This is a genomic window from Paenibacillus stellifer (assembly GCF_000758685.1).
GTDB lineage: Bacteria > Bacillota > Bacilli > Paenibacillales > Paenibacillaceae > Paenibacillus_AQ > Paenibacillus_AQ stellifer.
Genome location: NZ_CP009286.1, coordinates 784,402 through 805,791, shown reverse-complemented (window position 1 = coordinate 805,791; position 21,390 = coordinate 784,402). Strand labels below are relative to the sequence as shown.

Below are 21,390 nucleotides of genomic sequence, written 5' to 3'. Positions count from 1 at the left end.
AGTGTAGCTGCTCAAATTAGGTTTTCTATAACTAAGCCGATAATTAAGAATATCGGAACTCAAATATCCGATTTTAATGGTATGTCAGGTTTTCTCTCAGAAGTAGTGTCTAAAATATGTACAAGCGGGATGATAACGAAATTAATGGCATGAGGATAACGGCCTGGTGGTATTTCTTGGCGGACAAGAGCGTTTTCGGGGAGTATAGAGCCGCATTTTTAAACAAGAAGTTTATAAATATTTGTTTCTATGCTTTGCACATAAATTTATGGAGTGATACCATATGCTCCTATTTGAATGATGCAGCATGCTAATTTCAAAAAAAGCCTCTACCCCAAGGGTAAAGGCTTTTGTTTTGGTCATTTTATGGAAGAGCTCTACTGCTTCAGCATCCATTTCAGCAGCTCCGGCACGCTTGTCCACAGCCGGGAATGAAGAATGACGTACCAGACCGCCTCGTTCGCATCCCCTACACCGATATAATCCGGCAGGCTGTGCGGCAGCATCCGGGCTCCCAGCAAATAATCCGGAACATGCTTGTTCACGCCCTGGGCTACCCGGTACAGCATTTTCAGCCGGGCGGTTGCACCGTGGCGTTTGAACTCCAGCACCATCCGGTCATAGGCATAAGCCGCAGCCTGGTCATCTTCGGCAAAGTGTTCGAGCCGTTCTTCCGCTTCATCAAGCCGGTTGTCATACAGATATACGGCGGGCAGCAGATAGCGAGACCCCGTATGATCATCAGAATCAATCTCCAGAATATGCTCCAGCATGGCAGCAGCCTCTTTCGTCTTCCCGCCGAACCAGCAGGACTCCGCATAGCTGTGGCAGAGCCGCACATACGGCCGGGCTTCGGGAATGACCCAGAACAAGCCTTTGGCCTCCTGGAAGAGATCCTCGCCCAGCTTGCGTCTTCCGGCTTCGATACCGCTACGGATCAGGTCTCTCGCCTCGGATTCGTCTTGCGCTTCTTCGGCCAGAATCGCATAAGCCTCCATACGGTCCGGGTCGAGCTCAAGCACCGCCCGGGCGAACTGCACCCTTGATTTCGGCGAGCCGGCCAGCACCGCTCTGTCCAGCAGCTCCTCGGCCTTCTCCGATGCATCGCCTTTCAATGAAGCGATAACGATCTCGGACGGAAGCATTTCATTGGTTTCTCCGATTTCATATTCCTCCATGTATGCCGTCAGTTCCTTGAAACGACGGGCAACCGTTGCTGCCGTCACCTCATATTTCAGGGCAAGGTCTCCCTGGGTAATCATGAAGCCGTATTCCTCGGACAGCAAATACTCAATCGCCGCGCAGAAGGCGCCTTCCTTCTTGACGACAGGCTTCACCATGCGCGAATAGCCGTTCCAGAGCATCAGTCCTTCCGCAATAAGCTCCTTGTCATATTCAGCTTTCATTTGCTCGATCAGCGTGAGTCCCAGCTGCTGATGGGACGGATGCTCCCATTCAAGCTCGCGGGAGACCATCTTTCTCAGCTTGGGCAGCGTAAGCTTCAGTTCCTTCGCAGGCGCTTTGGCTTCTGCGATTGCCACCGGCCCCGACTCAAGCGGGGCCACCGTTCCGACTGCTACGGGCTCTGCCGGCAAGACGACGACATCCTGGTTCGCGCTCCATGCCGCCTTGTCGGCTTCCATGCAGCACTTTTTATATTTTTTTCCGCTTCCGCAAGGACACGGCTCATTTCTTCCGATCTTACTCAAAACTGATTCCTCCTTAAATCTTTACAGCACAGGCAAACAGCCCACCCCGATATGTATGCTCTCTCTGGACTTTCGTTTATCATTATAGCATTTCAGCATTCAAGGATAAACGCCTTATGGCGTCCTTAGACGCCGTGCGTTTACCGAGAAATAGAAGGCGATGATAAGTGCGAAGCTTATTCATTCTTATATTTAAAAAGGGCCTCTCCATATTTGGAAAGACCCTTCATTCTGTATATATCCGTACATTTTCCCCCGTACGAATGCTATTATAGCATCTCAATCCCGGCTTGTCAGTCTTTTTTCGGGACTTTTAACATAAAAATTTGTGAAATCTGTGAGGCACACGACATACAACCGTTATCCCTCTAGACCAGGGCTTTGGCCGCAATGTCGCTGCGGTTCTGCTTGCCTTCGAATGCAATCTTGCCCGCAGCCTCATAGGCGGCGGCGCGAGCTTCTGCGATTCCGGCTCCCCGGCCTACAACGCCCAGCACCCGGCCTCCGCTGGTCACTACGCGGCCGCCTTCGTCAAAGGCCGTTCCCGCATGAAAAATAAGTCCATCTTGTCCAGCCTCCTCCAGCCCCTCGATCGGAAGCCCATTCTTATAAGAGCCCGGATAGCCCGCCGAAGCCAGCACGACGCAGACCGCCGCTTCCTCGCTCCACTCGATGTTCATCTCCCCGAGCCGTCCTTCGATGGCCGCCTCGAAAATATCCAGCAGATCGCTCTTCAGTCTCGGCAGCACGACTTGAGTCTCCGGGTCGCCAAAACGGGCGTTGAACTCCACCGTCTTCGGCGTTCCGTCCGGAGAGATCATCAGTCCCGCGAACAGCACTCCGCGGAAAGGACGTCCCTCGGACACCATCGCCTTGGCCGTCGGCTTGATGATCGTCTCGATCGACTGCTCGATAATCGCACTGTCAATATGCGGAAGCGGGGAGTACGTTCCCATTCCGCCCGTGTTCGGTCCCTTGTCGCCGTCAAAGACCGGCTTATGGTCCTGCGCCGCCGGCATTGGCAGCACAGTCTCGCCGTCCACGAAGGCCAGGATCGACATCTCCTGCCCGGCAAGGAATTCCTCAATGACGACCTGGCTTCCGGCTTCGCCGAACACGCGGGACACCATCATATCCTGAAGCGCCTGCTCGGCCTCTTCTCTGGAGTAAGCAACCGTCACGCCCTTGCCTGCGGCAAGGCCGTCCGCCTTGATCACAACCGGAATCGGCTGCTCCCGAAGGTAAGCCAGCGCCTCTTCATACTCCGTGAACTTGCGGTAAGCAGCGGTTGGAATATTATATTTTTGCAGCAGATCCTTCATGAAAGCCTTGCTGCCTTCGATCTCCGCCGCGTTCTTGCGCGGGCCGAAGACGCGCAGGCCTTCGCCCTCCAGATGGTCCACAATCCCTGCGGCCAGCGGATCATCCGGGCCTATCACGACAAGCCCGACTTGCTTCTCCTTGGCAAAAGCCGCCTGCTTGTCGAACTCGAACACGCCGATCGGCACGCATTCCGCAATCTGCGCGATCCCGGCATTGCCGGGCGCGCAGTAAATTTTGTCCGCTCTGGGGCTCTTGGACAGGCTCCAGCATATGGCATGCTCCCGTCCGCCGCCTCCGATAACCAAAATATCCATGGTTCTTTACAACCTCCGGTCGGTTCTAGTGTTTAAAGTGACGAACGCCGGTGAAGACCATCGCAATGCCATGCTCATTCGCCGCTTTGATGGATTCCTCGTCACGGACGGAACCGCCCGGCTGGATGATGGCGGTGATTCCCGCTTTGGCTGCTTCCTCCACCGTATCGCCCATCGGGAAGAACGCGTCGGATGCCAGCACGGCGCCCTTCGCTTTATCTCCCGCCTGCTCAATGGCGATCTTCGCGGAGCCTACGCGGTTCATCTGTCCCGCTCCGACGCCAACTGTCATGTTGTCTGCAGCCAGCACAATCGCATTGGACTTCACATGCTTCACGACCTTCCAGCCGAACAGCAGCTGCTTCAGCTCTTCTTCGGTTGGCTTCCGGTCGGTAACAACCTGCAGGTCATCCGCCGCGATGGAATGCACGTCGCTGTCCTGTACAACCATTCCGCCTTCGACGGTCGTGATAACCAGGCTGCTCTTGCGGTCGGCCGCCGCGCCCAGCTCGCTGATCTTCAGCAGGCGGATGTTCTTCTTCTTCGTGAGAATCTCAAGCGCTTCATCGGTGAACCCGGGAGCCAGAACGATCTCCAGGAAGATATCCTTCAAGAGATTCGCCGTATCGGAATCAATATAGCGGTTCGCAGCCACAATGCCGCCGAAGATGGAGACCGGGTCGGCATCATAGGCTTTTTGGAACGCATTCAGAATGCTCTCGCCCACACCCACTCCGCAAGGGTTCATATGCTTCACGGCAACGACAGCCGGTTCATCAAATTCCTTGACGATCTGCAGTGCCGCGTTGGCGTCATTAATATTGTTGTAGGACAGCTCCTTGCCGTGCAGCTGCTCGGCTGTCGTCAGCGATGCGCCGGACGCCAGCGGCTTGCGGTAGAACGCTGCTTTCTGATGCGGATTCTCTCCATAGCGCAGGTCCTGGATCTTCTCATAAGTAACGGTAAAGCGCTCCGGCAGCGGATCGCCGGTCACGTTCGACAGATAATCGGAAATCAGGGCGTCGTATGCCGCCGTGTGGCGGAAGACTTTGGCCGCAAGCCGTTTGCGGGTTTCAAGCGTCGTGTCGCCGCCGGCGCGAATTTCTTCCAGCACCTGCCCGTAGTCGGCCGAATCGACCACTACACTGACGAAAGCATGGTTCTTCGCCGCCGAACGCAGCATGGTCGGTCCGCCGATGTCGATGTTCTCGATCGCTTCCTCATAAGTAACATCCGGTTTGGCGATGGTTGCGGCAAAAGGATACAGATTAACAACGACAAGGTCGATGTAATCCAGGCCCAGTTCCTTCATCTGGCGCGTATGCTCTTCGTTGTCGCGTACAGCCAACAGTCCGCTGTGCACTGCCGGATGCAGCGTCTTCACGCGGCCATCCATAATCTCCGGGAAGCCTGTTACGTCAGAAATGCCGATAACCGGCACGCCTTCCTTGGCGAGAAGGGTGCTCGTTCCGCCCGTCGAAATGATCTCAACACCAAGACTCGACAGCTCGCGGCAAAAATCCACGATGCCCTGTTTGTCCGATACGCTGACCAGCGCTCTTTTGATACTCACTTTGTATAATCCTCCTCCATATTGACCTGCTGTTGGCTGTTAACGGGATAAAACATGAACTGTATCAATCATTAAGGGAAACGATGAACCGACATTCACCCGATGAATGAACGGAATGAATCAGCATTCTCCGGGCACCTCCACCCGCTAGGATTCAAGCCGGGGCGGCAGTTTGGCATACAGCTCCCGACAGGAGGCGCTGCGGTATTTCCCGAGAAATATCGAAGCTGCATTCATCTCTGTCGAAAAAGCCTCAAGTCTCGCGGCATGTCCGCCTTTACTCTGCTTATTCGTCAGGGCTCGCGGTTATGACCGCAAGCGCGCCTTCTCGTATCCATCGTATCGATGACGTTGGTTTAGGCCCGGATTGTCGCCACTCGGCCTTCCAGCGTGACCCGGCCAGCGGCGAACGCCGCGACCACCTCAGGGTAGAGCTCATATTCGACCTCATGAATGCGCTGCGCCAGCGTATCCGCCGTATCGCCGTCTTCCACGGCAACGGCGCGTTGCGCGATAACCGGACCTGTATCCATGCCGCCATCGACAAAATGCACCGTCACGCCCGTCAGCTTCACGCCGTATTCCAGCGCCTGCCCGATCGCGTCCTTGCCGGCAAAGGCCGGAAGCAGCGACGGGTGGATGTTCACAATCCGGCCCGCGTACGGTTCCAGCAGGACCGGGGTGATCAGCCGCATATATCCGGCCAGCACGATCAGGCCGATCTCACGACGCCGCAGTTCCTCTACAATCTGCTCCTCGTATTCCTTGCGGCTTGCAAATTCCTTGGGCCGAAGCAGCAGCGAGGGAATTCCTGCTTCCTCCGCCCGCTTCGCCACCGGCGCTTCAGGCCGGTCGGATACGAGCAGCTCAATCCGCCCGCCCCCAAGCCGTCCTTCTTCCTGCGCCTTCGCCAGCGCCGCAAAATTGCTGCCCGTTCCCGAGGCGAACACGGCGATCCGGCTGAAATCCATCATACTTCGGCTCCCTTAAAGGTAACCTTTCGTTCGCCTTCCGTTACGGCGCCGATGACATACGCTTCCTCGCCGCTGTCCTTCAGCAGCTTGAGAGCTTCGTCCGCTTGCGCCGAGTCCACCACCAGCACGAGTCCGATGCCCATGTTGAAAGTGGTGAACATGTCGCGGTTGCTCACGCCTCCCTTGCTCTGCAAGAGGCCAAAGACCGGCAGAATCGGCCAGGAGCCGTATTCGATCTGCACGTTCACGCCTTCCGGAAGCGTACGCGGGATGTTCTCGATGAAGCCTCCGCCCGTAATATGCGCCATCCCCTTCACCTGAATACGCTCCAGCAGGGCGAGCAATGGCTTCACATAGATTTTGGTCGGAGCCAGCAGCACATCGGCCAGAGGCGCGCCCAGTTCAGGCAGCACTTCATCCAGGCCATATCCGCCTTCTCCGTCCAGCAAAAGCTTGCGAACCAGCGAGAACCCGTTGCTATGCACGCCGCTCGACGCAAGTCCGATGACTGTATCGCCGGGCTTGATGCTCTCGCCTGTCACCAGCTTGGCTTTGTCCGCCACGCCGACTGTGAAGCCGGCGATGTCGTACTCGCCTTCCGCGTACATGCCCGGCATTTCCGCCGTCTCGCCGCCGATCAGCGCACAGCCCGCCTGATAGCAGCCTTCGGCGATGCCCGACACGATGGCTTCGATCTTCTCTGGCACGACCTTGTCGCAGGCCAGATAATCGAGGAAGAAGAGCGGCTCCGCGCCCTGCACGACGATATCGTTCACGCACATGGCGACCGCATCGATGCCGATCGTATCGTGGCGGTCCGCCGCGAAGGCGATCTTCAGCTTCGTGCCGACGCCGTCGGTTCCCGATACGAGCACCGGCTCCTCGTATTTATCCTTATTCAGGCCGAACAGGGCGCCGAAGCCGCCCAGCTCCGTCATAACCTCCGGACGGAACGTGCGCTTCACATGCTTCTTCATCCGTTCAACCGCTTCATTGCCCGCCGCAATATCGACACCGGCGTTTTTATAAGCTTCCGACACTTGGACACCTCATTTCAAGTAGTGGGGGGAGAGATTCCGATCAGAGCCGCCACTTGCGCGGACAGCTTGGACTTCCGATCGCTGTTATAGTTGGATTTCCTTATTGAACCGCCAAGCGGTTGAAATCCAACTATAAAGGCGAACGCTATCGCTTCTCCAGTTCCAATCTTCCTCTTCGTGGCGCCTCCTCCTGAATCGTAGGAGGAGCAGCATAAGAGCCGGGCGCCTCTATTCAGGCGCCCCGGCTCCAAAGGCGAGGCCGGCCAGCGCATTCGCGTAGCGAACAGGTTAAGGCCGGCCAAGCCCCCTGCGGCGACCCGAAGGAGCCGCAGAGATCTGATCCGCATACGAAGCAGCGGACCTTCGCAACTGCCGAGACCGGCCAACGCATTCGCGAAGCGAACAGGCTGGGGCCGGTCGAGCAACCCTGCGGCGACCCGAAGGAGCCGCAGCACGCTGCGCCACCAAAGCGTGTCCCAGCCTTCCGCGCCAGCGGAAGGCTGGGACGGACGCGCTCAGCGCTCGAACATCGCTCACCATCGTTACAAACCAAACACCATTCCGCCAAAAATTCCGGGTGGCCGGAGGGCCGGGGCCCTCCGGGGTCCCCCTGGCAGGGGGATTTAGGGGGTGGTCCCCAATTAGCAGCCGCAGCCTTCCTTCTCTTGCCCGCCGAAATCAACCTGCGTCGGGTAATCATTGTCGAAGCAGGACAGGCACAGTCCACCTTTGTAATCGCCGGCGTTGCCGCCGCCGATGGACTGAATCAGTCCTTCAGGCGACAGGAATGACAGGGAGTCGGCGTTGATTTCCTTCCGCATCTCTTCGATGGACTGGCGGGAAGCGATCAGCTCCCGCCGGTCCGGCGTATCGATGCCGTAGAAACACGGGTTCTTGAAGGGCGGCGATGTAATCCGCACATGCACCTCGGTAGCGCCCGCCTCACGCAGCAGATTGACGATCCGCCGCGAGGTCGTGCCGCGCACGATGGAGTCGTCGATCATGACGACCCGCTGGCCTTCGACGACGCGCCGGACGGCGCTGAGCTTCATCTTGACGCCCTGCTCGCGCAGCTCCTGGCTGGGCTGGATAAAGGTCCGGCCCGTGTATTTGTTCTTGATCAGTCCGAGCTCATACGGAATGCCCGTCTGCTCCGCGTAGCCGATGGCAGCGGAGATGCTGGAATCCGGCACGCCGGTTACGATGTCGGCATCGACGAAGCCTTCCAGCGCCAGGCGGCTGCCCATCCGCTTGCGCGCGGCATGCAGATTGGAGCCGTTCATGTCGCTGTCCGGGCGCGCGAAGTAGATATACTCCATCGCGCAGAGCGCCTTGCGCGCCGGCTCGGCGAAGCGGTCCTCCGTGAGGCCGTTCTCGTCCAGAATCAGCATCTCGCCCGGCTGAATGTCGCGGACCAGCTCCGCGCCAATCGTCTCAAGCGCGCAGGATTCGGAGGCGAAAATATACGCCTCGCCAACCCGTCCCATCACGAGCGGCCGCAGGCCGTTCGGATCGGAAGCGACGAGCAGCTTGTCGTTCGTCATCAGCAGGAACGCGAAGCCCCCCACCAGCTGGCGGAGCGCATCCTTGGCCGCTTCGACGAACTCCTTCGGCGAACGGGCGATGAGATGCGCCAGCACCTCGGTGTCGCTCGTCGTCTGGAAGATCGAGCCGCTGCTCTCCAGCTGACGCCGGATTACAGGCTCGTTCACGATGTTCCCGTTCGTCGCGATCGCGAGATCGCCGTCGCGGTATTTGAAGACCAGCGGCTGCGCATTCGTCAGCCGGCTGTCGCCGCTGGTGGAATAGCGGACATGTCCGATGGACATGTCGCCGACCAGCGACTGTATTTTATCCTTATCAAAAACTTCTTTAACCAGACCCATGCCCCGGTGATAATTGAAATCCCTGCCGTTCGCGACGCAGATTCCCGCGCTCTCCTCGCCGCGGTGCTGCAGCGCGTGCAGGCCGTAATAGGACATGGAAGCGGCTTCCGGGTGTCCGTAGACCCCGAATACGCCGCATTCTTCCTTGAGTGTGTCGAATATGTCTCCCGAGCCCGTACCTTCATTGTAAAAGTCGCCGGTCCACAGGAGGTGTTCTCCCTGCTTGTTCCCGGTCTTTATTTCATAAGACATGGAATAGCATCCTCCCAAATGGTGGTCAGCTCCGATACCGGTTCGTCCAGCGCGGAAGCGCCGTCCAGATGCACCCGCAGACGCTCTCCGCCGACCGTTCCGATGTTCTCGACCGGTACGCCGGCAGCTTCGATGCAGGCGCGAAGCTCTTCGGCCTTGGCGCTTGCAGCCGTCAGCAGGATGCGCGATTGGCTCTCGCTGAACAGCGCCACATCGGAACGCAGTCCGTTTGCGGACAGCTCAACATTCGCGCCGACACGGCCGCTGATGCAGCTCTCGGCCAGTGCGGCTGCAAGGCCGCCTTCGGACAGGTCATGCGCCGACGCCACAAGCCCTTTCTTGATCGCGCCAAGCACGGCGTCAAGCAGCTTGCGCTCGGTGGCGAGGTCGATCGCCGGCGGGCGTCCTTCCGTTACGCCGTGAACGGCGTATTGGAACTCGCTGCCGCCAAGCTCTGCGAAGGTGTCGCCGAGCAGCAGAATCTGATCTCCCTCGTTCTTGAAGCCCTGAGTTGTGATATGATCCGTATCTTCAACAAGTCCGACCATGCCGACGACCGGCGTCGGGTAGATCGCACCGGTAGCATTTTCATTATAGAGACTGACGTTGCCGCCAATAACCGGGGTCTCCAGCACGCGGCAGGCTTCCGCCATGCCGTCTACGGCGCGTTCCATCTGCCAGAAAATATCCGGCTTCTCGGGACTGCCGAAATTCAGGTTGTCGGTGATTGCAAGCGGCTGTCCGCCGGAGCAGACGATGTTGCGCGCAGCTTCAGCAGTCGCGATTTTGCCACCGACTTCCGGGTCCAAATACACAAAGCGACCGTTGCAGTCCGTCGTCATCGCCAGACCTTTGCGTGTGCCGTGAATCGTCACGACCGCAGCGTCAGAGCCTGGACGAACCGCCGTACTGGTGCGGACCATATAGTCGTACTGGTTATAAATCCATGCCTTGCTCGCTACTGTCGGAGAGGCCAGCACTTTTTTCAGCGCACCGCCCAGATCCTTCACTTCTTCGTAGCGAAGCGTATCAACGGAGGCGTTCTCCTCGTAGTAGGCAGGTACGGCAGAAGGTTTGTTATATACCGGGCACTCGTCCACGAGTGCTGTTACCGGCATGTCGCCGACAACTTCGCCGTGATGGAACAGCTTCAGACGGCCGTCGTCCGTAACCTTGCCGACCTTGCAGCAGATGACGCCCCAGCGGTCGAAGATTTCCTGAGCCTGGGCTTCATCCTTCGGCTCAACGACGAACAGCATGCGTTCCTGGGATTCCGAGAGCATCATTTCGTAAGGCGTCATGCCTTCCTCACGCTGCGGAACCTGATCAAGATACAGCTCCAGGCCGTTGCCCGCCTTGCTCGCCATTTCCGAGCTGGAGCAGGTCAGACCCGCCGCGCCCATGTCCTGAATACCGAGCACGATGCCGCTGTCGATCAGTTCAAGACAGGCTTCCATAACGAGCTTCTCCATGAACGGGTCGCCGACCTGAACAGCCGAACGTTTCTCTTCCGACTCTTCGCTCAGCTCGACCGATGCGAAGGTTGCGCCGTGAATGCCGTCACGCCCCGTTGGCGGGCCGACATAGAACACGGGGTTGCCGACGCCTTTGGCGACGCCGCGCTGAATCTTGTCATGATCGATCAGGCCGACGCACATAGCGTTGACGAGTGGATTGCCGTCATAGCTGTCGTCGAACATCACCTCGCCGCCGACCGTCGGAATACCGATACAGTTGCCATAGCCTGCGATGCCGGATACGACATGCTCGAACAGATATTTCGTCCGTTCGCTCTCCAGTTTGCCAAATCGCAGGGAGTTCAGGACGGCGACCGGTCTTGCGCCCATCGAAAAAATATCGCGGATAATCCCGCCCACGCCCGTCGCCGCGCCCTGATACGGCTCAACGGCGGATGGATGGTTGTGGCTCTCGATTTTGAACACAACAGCCTGGTTGTCGCCGATATCTACAATACCCGCGCCTTCGCCCGGTCCCATGAGGACCTTCGGTCCGCTGATCGGGAACCGCTTCAGCAGCGGCTTCGAGTTCTTGTAGGCGCAGTGCTCGGACCACATTACGCTGAACACGCCGATTTCCGTATAGTTCGGAAGGCGTCCCATGAATCCGCAGATCAGCTCGTATTCGCTGTCCGACACGCCGAACTGGCTGTAAATCTTCTGATCCTTAATCTGCTCCGCAGTCGGTTCCTTAACGGACACTTGCTGTGCCATGCGAATCCCTCCAGGTCTTCAAAATTGAGGTGAACATCCGTTTGCCGTCCTCGGAGCCCAGCAGGGTGCTGACTGCGCGTTCCGGATGGGGCATCATGCCGACGACGTTGCCCTTTTTATTACAGATCCCCGCAATGTCGGCCAGAGAGCCGTTGGGGTTATTGGTATAGGTGAAGACGATCTGGTTATTTGCTTTCAGCTCGGCCAGCGTTTCTTCATCGCAGTAGTAGTTGCCTTCTCCGTGAGCGATCGGAATGATGATTTCTTCGCCTTCGGCGAAGTCGGTCGTAAACGGGGTTGTGTTATTCACAACCTTAAGCGTTGTATCGTGACATCGGAATTTCATCGAATTGTTGCGGAGCAGCGCGCCCGGAAGCAGACCCGCCTCGGTTAGAATCTGGAAGCCGTTGCAGATGCCAAGGACGAATTTGCCCTCTTCAGCCGCCTTCGCCACCTCGTTCATCACCGGAGCGAAGCGCGAAATCGCGCCGCAGCGCAGATAGTCGCCGTAAGAGAAACCGCCGGGAACGAGAATGCAGTCATAAGCCGACAGGTCGGTAGTCGTGTGCCACACGTAATCGACTGGCTCGCCGAGCGTATCTTGCACTGCTTTGTAGCAGTCGATATCACAGTTGGAGCCGGGGAACACAAGCACAGCAAATTTCATGAAGTTACGCCTCCAATTCGTATCGGTAATCCTCGATCACCGTGTTGGCCAGCAGCTTCTCGCACATCTCCTTCAGACGCGCGCCTGCTTCCTCGCGGTTGTCGGTATCCAGAGTCAGCTCCATGTACTTGCCGATGCGCACGCTCTCCGCTTCCTGAAAGCCCATGGAATGCAGCGCTCCCTGTACAGCTACGCCCTGGGGATCCAGCACGCTTTTTTTAATGGTGACATATACCGTCGCTTTTAACATACTTTCTCGTTCCTCCTAAGAATTTAATCCCCCAAAAGTGACGAATCACCTGGGAGTTTATTCCGATTACTTTTGGGGGGGCCCCCGTAAACCCACATTCTCCCGAACAGTGACGTATCACTAGGGAGCATTCTCCGATTACTTCCATCTAAAAAAATTCAGTTCAGCCCGTGCCCCGTCAGACGGCGGTAAATGTCCAGATAGCGGCTGCTCGTCTCCTCAACCACCTCGGCCGGAAGCGGGTCCGGCGTGCTGTTCTTATCCCATGAGGAGGAAGCCAGATACGTACGTACCGGCTCCTTGTCCATGCTGTCGATTTCAATATCCAGCGCGTACTTGTCCTTGGCCCAGAACCGGGAAGCGTCCGGCGTAAAAATCTCGTCGATCAAGATCACCTTGCCGTCCAGCACCCCGAATTCGAACTTGCAGTCCGCCAGCAGAATGCCGCGCTCCGCGCAGTAGCTCTCGGCAAAAGCGTACAGCTTCAGGCTCTTCTCCTTCAGCTCGTCCGCCAGCTCCGCTCCAACCAGCTCCCGCATTTGCTCGAACGGAATGTCTTCGTCATGGCCGACATCATTCTTCGCCGCAGGCGTGAAGATCGGCTCTGCCAGTTTCGCATTCTTGCGCAGTCCCTCCGGCAGCTTGATGCCGTTCACTGCTCCGGTCTGCTGATACTGCCGCCAGCCGCCGCCCGTGATATAGCCCCGGACCACACATTCGATGTCCACGCGTTCCGCCTTGCGCACCACCATGATCCGGTTCTTCAGCAGCTCCCGGTTCTCTTCCTTGACGATGCCTTCCAGACGGTTCACATCGATATGCACCACATGATTCTCCAGCAAATTCTTCGTCTGGCCGAACCAGAACGCGCTCAGCCGGTTCAGCACATTGCCTTTGTCCGGCACGGCCGGCTCCAGCACGTAATCGAATGCCGAGATCCGGTCGGTCACGACGATCAGCATATGCTCTCCCAGATCATACAGCTCGCGCACCTTGCCTTTGTACAGCAGCGGAGCGTCAATCAAATCTACCGCGGTCGAGACGGTCGCTTGTGTCATGGCTGTTCCTCCCCATCCTTCTATCAGTCTATATCAGGCCCAATCTGCGGAAGATCGTATCCACATTCTTCAGATGCCAGGACGGATTGAACGCGTCCGCGATTTCCTCCGGACTCAGCACTTCTGTAATTTCCGGCGTTTCCTCGATAATGTCGCGGAACTGGCGCTGTGTCTCCCACGCCTGCATGGCGCGGGGCTGCACGGTGTCGTACGCCTGCTCGCGGCTGAAGCCCTTGTCGATGAGCTTCGTCAAGACGCGGCCGGAGAACGGCACGCCATACGTGCGCTCCATGTTGCGCTTCATGTTCTCCGGGAATACGGTCAGGTTCTTCACGATGTTGCCGAAGCGGTTCAGCATGTAGTTGAGCAGCATCGTCGCATCCGGGAGAATGATCCGTTCCACCGAGGAATGCGAGATGTCGCGCTCATGCCAGAGCGGCACGTTCTCGTAAGCTGTCATCATATGCCCGCGAATGACGCGGGACAGGCCGGAGATGTTCTCGCAGCCGATCGGGTTGCGCTTGTGCGGCATGGCCGAGGAGCCTTTTTGACCTTTGGCAAAAGCTTCCTCCACCTCGCGCACCTCGCTCTTCTGCAGCGCGCGGATTTCCGTCGCGAACTTATCCATTGAGGTCGCGATCAGCGCCAGTGTTGCCATATACTCGGCATGGCGGTCACGCTGCAGCGTCTGCGTCGAGATCGGCGCCGGGCTTGTGCCCAGCTTCTTGCAGACGAACTCTTCCACGAACGGGTCGATGTTGGCGTAGGTGCCGACCGCGCCGGAGATTTTGCCGAACTGGACGCCGTTCGCCGCATGGCGGAACCGCTCCAGATTGCGTTTCATTTCTTCATGCCACAGCGCCATCTTGAGGCCGAAGGTTGTCGGCTCGGCATGTACGCCGTGGGTACGGCCCATCATCGGCGTATCCTTGTAGGCGATCGCTTTGTCCTTCAGGATGTCGATGAAGTTCAGGAGATCCTTCTCCAGAATCTCGTTGGCCTGGCGCAGCAAATAACCGAGCGCCGTGTCCACGACATCGGTAGAGGTCAAGCCATAGTGCACCCATTTGCGTTCTGCTCCGAGACTCTCGGACACCGCGCGCGTGAAGGCGATAACGTCATGGCGAGTCTCCTGCTCGATTTCATAGATGCGGTCGATGTCGAATTTCGCGTTCTTCCGCAGCTCTACCGTGTCTTCCTTCGGAATGACGCCAAGCTCCGCCCACGCTTCACAGGCGCACAGCTCCACTTCCAGCCATGCCTTGAATTTATTCTCCTCGGTCCAGATAGCCCGCATTTCCGGTCTGCTGTAACGTTCGATCATATGATTTCAGTTCCTCCAAAGGTTAGTGTGCTCCACCCAGGCCAGCGCAGCCGCCGTATCCTTGCAGAGCAGGTTGATATGACCCATCTTGCGGCCTGTCTTGCTCTCGGTCTTGCCATATATATGAAGCTTCGGGATTACCCCAAGCTGATTTGCTTCTTTATCATCCCCGCAAAAACGCGCGGCCGCCCCTTCCAGATGCTGGCCCAGCACATTCACCATGACCACCGGCGTCAGCAGCTCTGTCTCTCCGAGCGGCAGATTGCACACCGCCCGGACATGCTGCTCGAACTGCGAGGTGGCGCAGGCATCCATCGTGTAATGGCCGGAGTTATGCGGCCGGGGCGCCAGCTCGTTAACGAACAGCTCCCCGTCTTCCGTCACGAACATTTCCACAGCCAGCAAGCCGACGGCGTTCAGCCCGGCGACCAGCGTCTCTGCCAGCTTCTGCGCTCTCCGCTGAATGTCTTCAGCGATGCGGGCCGGCACGATGGACAAGTGCAGAATGTTGTTCACATGGATGTTCTCCGCCGGCGGGAAGCTCTTGACCTCGCCGCGCGGGCTGCGCGCCGCAATGACGGAAATTTCGCACCGGAACGGTACGAATTTCTCCAGCACGAGCGGCGCATCTTCAGAGGAGCGGGCCTCCCCTGCGGCCGCTCCGGAGACCGCGCCGCCTCCGTCAGCGGCGCCGGCACGTTCCGGCGCAAGCCGCCGGAACGCGTCCTCCAGGCCATCCTCGCTCCGCAGGACGGCCTGGCCCTTACCGTCATACCCGCCGGTGACGGTCTTGAGCACCGCCGGCAGGCCGAGCTCCGCGGCCGCCGCCTTGAGGTCCGCAAGGCTCGCCACCTTGCGGTAGGGGGCCACAGGGACGCCTGCGGCTTCTATGGCGGCCTTCTCGCGCAGCCGATGCTGCGTCGTGTACAGCAGCGCACTGCCCTGCGGCACGTACGATTCCTCTTCCAGCAGCGCGGCCACGCCAGCGTCGACGTTCTCGAACTCGTACGTGATCACATCGGCCCGCTGCGCCAGCTCGCGGGCGGCCTTGATGTCGTCATAAGCCGCCACGATCTGCGGCGAGACCTGCCCGCAGGGCGCGTCCTGCGTCGGGTCCAGCGACACGAAGCGGTAACCCATGGCGCTGCCGGCGAGCGCCATCATGCGCCCGAGCTGGCCGCCGCCCAGCACGCCGACGGTCGCCCCCGGCGCAATCACGCGGTCAAAGGACGGCTTCCCGTCCTTCGTCGCCGCAGCCTCACTCCGGGTCTCGCGCTCCGCCGGTTCCGTCACGGCATTGCCGCCCTGCGCTCCCGCTTCCTGCGTCTGCCCGCCGCGAAGCTTCTCTGCGCCGGCCCCTGCAGTTCCTTCGTCCGGCTTTAGCATCCGCTGCGGCTCCAGCATCCCGTAAGCGTCTCTCATAATTCACTGCTGCTTTCCAGCACTTCGTCACGGATGGCATCCCGGCGGCGCTGCGCCCGCTTTGCCGTCTCGGGATCGAAGGCGCCGATTATCTGAGCAGCCAGCAGCCCGGCATTGACCGCGCCCGCCTTGCCGATCGCCACTGTTGCGACCGGAATGCCGCCCGGCATCTGCACGATCGAGAGCAGCGAATCCAGGCCGTTCAGCGCCTTGGACTGGACCGGCACCCCGATCACGGGAAGCATCGTCTTCGCGGCAACCATTCCCGGAAGATGCGCCGCTCCTCCGGCTCCGGCTATGATTACCCGGAGTCCCCGTCCCGCGGCCTCTTCCGCGTAGCGGAACATGAGATCCGGCGTGCGGTGCGCGGAGACAACCTTTTTCTCATACGGAATCTCCAGCTCCTCCAGCACCTCGCAAGCGTGCCGCATTGTCTCCCAGTCCGATTTGCTGCCCATGATGACACCTACCTGAACCGACATGTCTCAACCTGCCTTCCGTTCATATGAATGTGAATCAGCTCCTGTTTCTATCTTGACCCATTTCGCTATAGTTTTCCATCCCAAGCATGAAAAAAAGCCCGATTCCCAAACAAAATTCGTGGGGAACTCGGACTAACGGCGGTAAGCGAGACGTCTTCCTTCTCACCTTAATCAAGGAGAGACAGGAAAAAGGACAGCATCATGAGTTGCGGCCCCTGCCGCTTCACGATGTCGCCTTGCGTCTTCACTTTCTCCGTAGTCCGGAAATTTACGGTTCCCGGGTAGAAACTTCCGGGCCTTATTCCCGGATTTATACGAGCTGTGAATGTCTTCAGTTTAACAATCCCCTACACAGGATGTCAACTCAAACCCGAACATTGTCAAATATCAATGACAAAACGTTCGCTTTTGGCAATATTTTATAAAGATCCCGCGGCTTATGCAGGCTTTTACTCTCAGAAGAAGCGTTTTCTTTTCCATGAATAGATTCCTGGGGGCAACCCGGATCAGCGCGAAGCACGCATGTTTATAGTTCTCACTAAAAAAGGAGCACCTTGATCGGCACTCCTCCTCTAAAGCTATCTCTTCGCAGCGGAGGCCACAGCCCCCACTACGTGTTTATTTAACTACCAGTACCGGAATCCGCGCACTTTGAACGACGTTGTGGCTGACGCTTCCGAGTACGAATTCGCGAATGCCGCCGAGTCCACGGCTGCCGATCACGATGATGTCGATTTCGTTATCCTTGGCGTATTTCAGAATCGTCTCCGCCGGTGAACCCTGCAGCAGTTCAACCTTGGCGTTCAGCCCTTCATCCGCTAGCCGTTGCTTCACTTCTTCGGTCGTCTTGACGGCCACGTCGTAATAATCCTTGTTGACCGAGGCCGGAAGAGGTGCGAGAGCTTCCCCGATAAAGAACCGAGGGAATTCAAATGCGTGTACGACATGCAGGGAGGACCCTTGAGTTACCTTGGCCAGCTCGACCGCGCGGTCCAACGCTTTGTTGGCTGCTTTTGAGCCGTCATAGGCAAGTAAAATTTTTGAGAATAACATGTGCGCCACCTCTTTTTCGAGTTTGTCCTGCCGTGTGGAAGAATTATTTCAAAAAATAGCTGTACATCAGGACGTTCAGGATGACCAGCAGCGGAATACCGACGACGAACGACGGATGCTTCGTCTTGTGACGCCTGCGGTACATCGCCGTCAGGACGCCAAGCGCTCCGCCGGCCGCAGCCAGCAGAAACAGCGTCTTCTCCGGAACCCGCTCCCGCCTCGTCCTTGCCTTGTCCTTGTCTCCGGACATAACGACGTATCCGATCAGATTAATCACGATAAACCATACCGTCACGAGATCGATCATTCTACCCCTCTTCCCGACCGTCCTATACCTATTATTATATTACCCTTCCAACCAAAAAACCAATAATCCTCGGTATGGAACTCCCACAATTCCCCGCGCCGGTTATCGGGTTGATTCGCGCTCCAATGCAGCGCATCGGGTCAGCCGCAGCCTCAACCACAGCCCTCCTCCGCTTTCACCGCCCTAACCCGCGTCGCTCAACCGGGAGCTTTCTCCCTTCCCGCTAAGCCATGCGACCATGAAGTAGGAGGCTCCCAGATGTTCTACATAGGGCGAGAGCACCGGTACATAAATATAAGAAGAGAACCAGAACCAGAAGACGAGAAACAGAAAGAACAGCCTGGACCTGCCGGCATTTTGCCCGGAAGGCGTTCCGGAAGAAGGTGATAAGGGCGACTTGGATTCTACTGACAGTGACAATGACATCCCCCTGATCTTTGTTAGGTCCGCCTATTCCGGAGCGCCAGCGGTCTGCGGCTGTCCGGGCACAGAGGCATTATTCTGACAATCCGCCGCAGGCCGGTTCTTATACTGTTCGCCCCAATCCCGCATCAACATAATAATCGGAACGAGCGTCCTGCCGAAATCGGTCAAGGAATATTCCACCTTGGGCGGCACCTGATGGTACACTTCCCGGTGGATAATGCCGTCCTCCTCCAGCTCTCTGAGCTGCAGAGTCAGCATTCGCTGCGTAATCGCCGGGCAGATTTTCCGGAATTCCCCGAAGCGCTTGGTGCCGGAAATAAGATGGTACAGGAGGACTCCCTTCCATTTGCCGCCGATGACATCCAGCGTAAATTCGACCGGACAGCCCCGGTCATCCGGGCAATCACCGTACCCGCTTTTTCGGTCCCGCATGAACCCCACGCTCCCTTAGTATCAAAATGGATACTACATCACATAAATGTGCGTACTATTATTTTATACTCCATTGATTACAATAAGTACAGAACGAATAACCGGTCGGTCCTTATCCGATCAACGAAGGAGATGGAGACAATGAGTCATGCGCCAACCATGAAAGCTGTAGGCCTGTATCAGTACCTGGATATTTCCAATCCGGAGAGCCTGATCGACGTGGAGCTTGAGAAACCGCAGCCCTCCGGGCGGGATTTGCTTGTCCGCGTACACGCCGTTTCGGTCAATCCCGTCGATGTCAAAGTGAGAAGCCCCAAGTCCAAGACGGAGCAGCAGCCACGGGTGCTGGGCTGGGATGTTGCGGGTGTCGTGGAAGCGACAGGTCCGGACTGCACCCTTTTCCAGCCTGGGGATGAAGTATACTATGCGGGCAGCATCGAACGTCCCGGCGGGAACAGCGAATATCATCTCGTGGATGAGCGCATCGTCGGCAGAAAGCCCTCGTCGCTGAACTTCGCCGAAGCCGCCGCTCTGCCCCTGACTACGCTCACCGCCTGGGAGGGATTGTTCGATCGTCTGGGCATATCGCGGTCTCCGGAAGACAACACCGGCAAGCATTTGCTTGTGATCGGCGCAGCGGGCGGCGTGGGCTCCATTGCGATCCAGCTGGCGAAGCATGCCGGGCTGACCGTGATCGGAACCGCCTCGCGCGAAGAATCCGCCGATTGGGCCAAGGGCCTTGGCGCAGACCATATCATCACCCATTATGAGGCGTTTCTGCCTCAGTTGAATGCCGCCGGCATTCCTTATGCCGATTATATTTTCTGCCTCAACAACACGGATCAGCATTGGGAGAACATGGCCGAGGCTGTGGCGCCCCAAGGCCAAATCTGCTCGATCGTCGAGACTGAAGGCCCGCTGAATCTCAATCTGCTTATGGGCAAAAGCGCCGCCTTCAACTGGGAGCTCATGTTCACCCGCGCCCGTTACCAGACGCCGGATATGATCAAGCAGCATGAGCTGCTGAATGAGACGGCCGATCTGGTAGACCGCGGAATTCTCCGCACCACCCTGACACGCCGCCTGGCGCCGATCAACGCAGCCACGCTGCGCGAGGCCCACGCCCTCGTCGAGTCAGGACGCACAATCGGCAAGGTCGTGCTGGAAGGGTTCTAAGAAGATATTCACTCCAGACAAAAGCTCCCGGGAGCAGAACTTCGGACATTTCAGTCTGACTGCCGGGAGCTTTGTTCAAAAATATAAGTACGCAGAGCCTTCGCCTACACTTCACTTCGAGTACTTTACAGAACTCCGCCAGGCCTTACTATTAATGCAATTAAGGGTTAAGCCGCTGGATCATTAATGTCCTGCCGCCGAGTCGACATGGCGGAGGAAGCCCCGGCCCAGGAGAACGACAAGCACCGCCACTACAACGAATGCGGCTCCGACATAGAACGGAACATGCGGGTTATACCATTCCGCCAGCTTGCCGGCCAGCCAAGGTGCAAGCGCACCGCCGATGAAGCGCACGAAGCTGTACGCCGCGGAAGCGGTCGAGCGTTCTACCGGCGCAGCTTCCATGACTGCCGTGGTAATCAGCGTGTTGTTGGTTCCAAGGAACGCACCTGCCACAATAACCGACACAATGACAGTAGTCTGCGACGAGGTCCAGATCCCCATCGCGAGCAGCGTCAGGGCGAACAGCAGCAGCGCCACCGACATGGACGGGATGGAGCCGAAGCGTCTCTGCAGGCGGGGAGCGACGAATACCGATGTAATCGCCAGCAGGATGCCCCAGCCGAAGAAGACGTAACCCAGTCCGTGTTCATCCAGATTCATAACAAAAGGAGTGTACGCCATCAGCGTGAAAAAGCCGAAATTGTACAGGAAAGCTGTAATCGCCAGTACCAGAAGACCCGGGTAGCGCAGCGCCTTAAAGGGGTCCGACAGCTTCGAGCGGTTTTGCTGCTTGGGCACCTTCGGCATAAGCAGGCCGACCGAGATGAAGGCGATCGCCATCAGGGCGCTCACACCGATGAACGGACCGCGCCAGGAGATCGAGCCGAGCTCGCCGCCAAGCAGCGGACCGACCGAAATGCCCAGCCCAAGCGCCGCCTCATAGAGGATAACCGCCTTCGCCGAGCCTTTGGTCGACAGGCCGACGATGGCCGACAGCGCCGTTGCGATGAACAAGGCGTTGCCAAGTCCCCAACCGGCACGGAAGCCGACAAGCTGACCAATGCTTCCGGACATCCCGCCTAGGAACGAGAAAGCGATGATGAACAGCGTTCCCGTCATCATCGTCCATTTGACACCCATCCGGCTGGAAATAAACCCGGTCACCAGCATCGCGATCCCGGTTACGAGATTATAGCTGGAGAACAGCAGTGACGTTTGGCTTGCGGTGGCGTTCAGTTGATGGCTGATCGCCGGCAGAATCGGGTCAACTAGCCCAAGGCCCATAAAAGAGATCACACAGGCAAACGCAATGGCCCAGACGGCCCTCGGCTGCCCCGTTCGGTCATTTTCCAGAGTCTCGGACTTAAGAGACTCCATCTTCGACATACTCATGTTCGGTTTCCCTCCAAAATCATAGTTCTTCTCTGTCTTGTGCGGGAGGCTTGCCCCGCCTGCAGCCTTTCACTTGCGAACTTCTCTCTTCCTTCA

The 21,390-nt window shown here is 57.8% G+C and carries 20 protein-coding genes and 1 riboswitch; of the genes, 1 reads left to right on the top strand and 19 read right to left on the bottom strand.

Annotated elements, in window-relative coordinates; all coding sequences use genetic code 11:
- Window positions 1-377: 377 nt before the first annotated feature.
- From PSTEL_RS03835 to PSTEL_RS03750, 18 genes are all read right to left on the bottom strand, one after another.
- Window positions 378-1,709 carry an SEC-C metal-binding domain-containing protein gene (locus tag PSTEL_RS03835; RefSeq protein ID WP_038693586.1) on the bottom strand — a complete coding sequence of 444 codons (1,332 nt, stop codon included), beginning with the start codon at window positions 1,707-1,709 and terminating at the stop codon, window positions 378-380.
- A gap of 368 nt (window positions 1,710-2,077) precedes the next feature.
- Entirely contained in the window at window positions 2,078-3,346 is a 1,269-nt protein-coding gene (gene purD, locus PSTEL_RS03830) for a phosphoribosylamine--glycine ligase (RefSeq protein WP_038693584.1), read from the bottom strand.
- A gap of 25 nt (window positions 3,347-3,371) precedes the next feature.
- Entirely contained in the window at window positions 3,372-4,919 is a 1,548-nt protein-coding gene (purH, locus tag PSTEL_RS03825) for a bifunctional phosphoribosylaminoimidazolecarboxamide formyltransferase/IMP cyclohydrolase (RefSeq protein ID WP_038693582.1), read from the bottom strand.
- Window positions 4,920-5,275: 356 nt separating this feature from the next.
- The gene (gene purN, locus PSTEL_RS03820; protein ID WP_038700089.1) at window positions 5,276-5,890 is read right to left on the bottom strand and encodes a phosphoribosylglycinamide formyltransferase; all 615 of its coding nucleotides are present in this window, start codon (window positions 5,888-5,890) and stop codon (window positions 5,276-5,278) included.
- Entirely contained in the window at window positions 5,890-6,933 is a 1,044-nt protein-coding gene (gene purM, locus PSTEL_RS03815) for a phosphoribosylformylglycinamidine cyclo-ligase (RefSeq protein WP_038693580.1), read from the bottom strand. Before purM ends, purN begins: the two co-directional genes overlap by 1 nt.
- Before the next feature lie 14 nt (window positions 6,934-6,947).
- Entirely contained in the window at window positions 6,948-7,388 is a 441-nt protein-coding gene (locus PSTEL_RS03810) for a hypothetical protein (protein WP_038693578.1), read from the bottom strand.
- A 186-nt stretch (window positions 7,389-7,574) separates the two neighbouring features.
- Window positions 7,575-9,071 carry an amidophosphoribosyltransferase gene (gene purF / locus PSTEL_RS03805; RefSeq protein ID WP_038693576.1) on the bottom strand — a complete coding sequence of 499 codons (1,497 nt, stop codon included), beginning with the start codon at window positions 9,069-9,071 and terminating at the stop codon, window positions 7,575-7,577.
- Window positions 9,056-11,302, bottom strand: coding sequence for a phosphoribosylformylglycinamidine synthase subunit PurL (gene purL, locus PSTEL_RS03800; RefSeq protein WP_038693574.1), 2,247 nt, complete (start codon window positions 11,300-11,302; stop codon window positions 9,056-9,058). The genes purF and purL overlap by 16 nt, the downstream gene beginning before the upstream one ends.
- Window positions 11,280-11,969, bottom strand: a complete 690-nt coding sequence (gene purQ / locus PSTEL_RS03795; RefSeq protein WP_038693572.1) for a phosphoribosylformylglycinamidine synthase subunit PurQ — start codon at window positions 11,967-11,969, stop codon at window positions 11,280-11,282. Before purQ ends, purL begins: the two co-directional genes overlap by 23 nt.
- A gap of 4 nt (window positions 11,970-11,973) precedes the next feature.
- Window positions 11,974-12,219, bottom strand: a complete 246-nt coding sequence (gene purS, locus PSTEL_RS03790; RefSeq protein ID WP_038693570.1) for a phosphoribosylformylglycinamidine synthase subunit PurS — start codon at window positions 12,217-12,219, stop codon at window positions 11,974-11,976.
- Window positions 12,220-12,377: 158 nt separating this feature from the next.
- A complete protein-coding gene (locus PSTEL_RS03785; protein WP_038693568.1) occupies window positions 12,378-13,277 on the bottom strand; it encodes a phosphoribosylaminoimidazolesuccinocarboxamide synthase in 900 nt (299 codons plus the stop codon).
- A gap of 28 nt (window positions 13,278-13,305) precedes the next feature.
- On the bottom strand, window positions 13,306-14,601 hold the full coding sequence (gene purB, locus PSTEL_RS03780) for an adenylosuccinate lyase (RefSeq protein ID WP_038693566.1): 1,296 nt from the start codon (window positions 14,599-14,601) through the stop codon (window positions 13,306-13,308).
- 6 nt (window positions 14,602-14,607) lie between these two features.
- Complete coding sequence (gene purK, locus PSTEL_RS03775) at window positions 14,608-16,023, bottom strand: 5-(carboxyamino)imidazole ribonucleotide synthase (protein WP_245625068.1); 1,416 nt, start codon at window positions 16,021-16,023, stop codon at window positions 14,608-14,610.
- On the bottom strand, window positions 16,020-16,505 hold the full coding sequence (gene purE, locus PSTEL_RS03770) for a 5-(carboxyamino)imidazole ribonucleotide mutase (RefSeq protein ID WP_038693564.1): 486 nt from the start codon (window positions 16,503-16,505) through the stop codon (window positions 16,020-16,022). Before purE ends, purK begins: the two co-directional genes overlap by 4 nt.
- A gap of 236 nt (window positions 16,506-16,741) precedes the next feature.
- Window positions 16,742-16,843, bottom strand: a riboswitch (purine riboswitch).
- Window positions 16,844-17,123: 280 nt separating this feature from the next.
- The gene (locus PSTEL_RS03765) at window positions 17,124-17,558 is read right to left on the bottom strand and encodes a universal stress protein (protein ID WP_038693563.1); all 435 of its coding nucleotides are present in this window, start codon (window positions 17,556-17,558) and stop codon (window positions 17,124-17,126) included.
- A gap of 43 nt (window positions 17,559-17,601) precedes the next feature.
- A complete protein-coding gene (locus tag PSTEL_RS03760) occupies window positions 17,602-17,865 on the bottom strand; it encodes a DUF1294 domain-containing protein (protein WP_038693562.1) in 264 nt (87 codons plus the stop codon).
- Window positions 17,866-18,048: 183 nt separating this feature from the next.
- Window positions 18,049-18,285: a hypothetical protein gene (locus PSTEL_RS03755; protein WP_038693560.1), complete on the bottom strand. Its 237-nt coding sequence runs from the start codon at window positions 18,283-18,285 to the stop codon at window positions 18,049-18,051.
- A 30-nt stretch (window positions 18,286-18,315) separates the two neighbouring features.
- Window positions 18,316-18,723 carry a winged helix-turn-helix transcriptional regulator gene (locus PSTEL_RS03750; RefSeq protein WP_038693558.1) on the bottom strand — a complete coding sequence of 136 codons (408 nt, stop codon included), beginning with the start codon at window positions 18,721-18,723 and terminating at the stop codon, window positions 18,316-18,318.
- Between the two features lie 141 nt (window positions 18,724-18,864).
- Here PSTEL_RS03750 and PSTEL_RS03745 point away from each other — a divergent pair, with 141 nt between their 5' ends.
- Window positions 18,865-19,899, top strand: a complete 1,035-nt coding sequence (locus PSTEL_RS03745) for a zinc-binding alcohol dehydrogenase family protein (RefSeq protein ID WP_038693557.1) — start codon at window positions 18,865-18,867, stop codon at window positions 19,897-19,899.
- Window positions 19,900-20,082: 183 nt separating this feature from the next.
- Here the strand turns inward: PSTEL_RS03745 and PSTEL_RS03740 are convergent, their stop codons facing one another.
- Window positions 20,083-21,288, bottom strand: a complete 1,206-nt coding sequence (locus PSTEL_RS03740) for an MFS transporter (RefSeq protein ID WP_038700085.1) — start codon at window positions 21,286-21,288, stop codon at window positions 20,083-20,085.
- Window positions 21,289-21,390 lie beyond the last annotated feature (102 nt).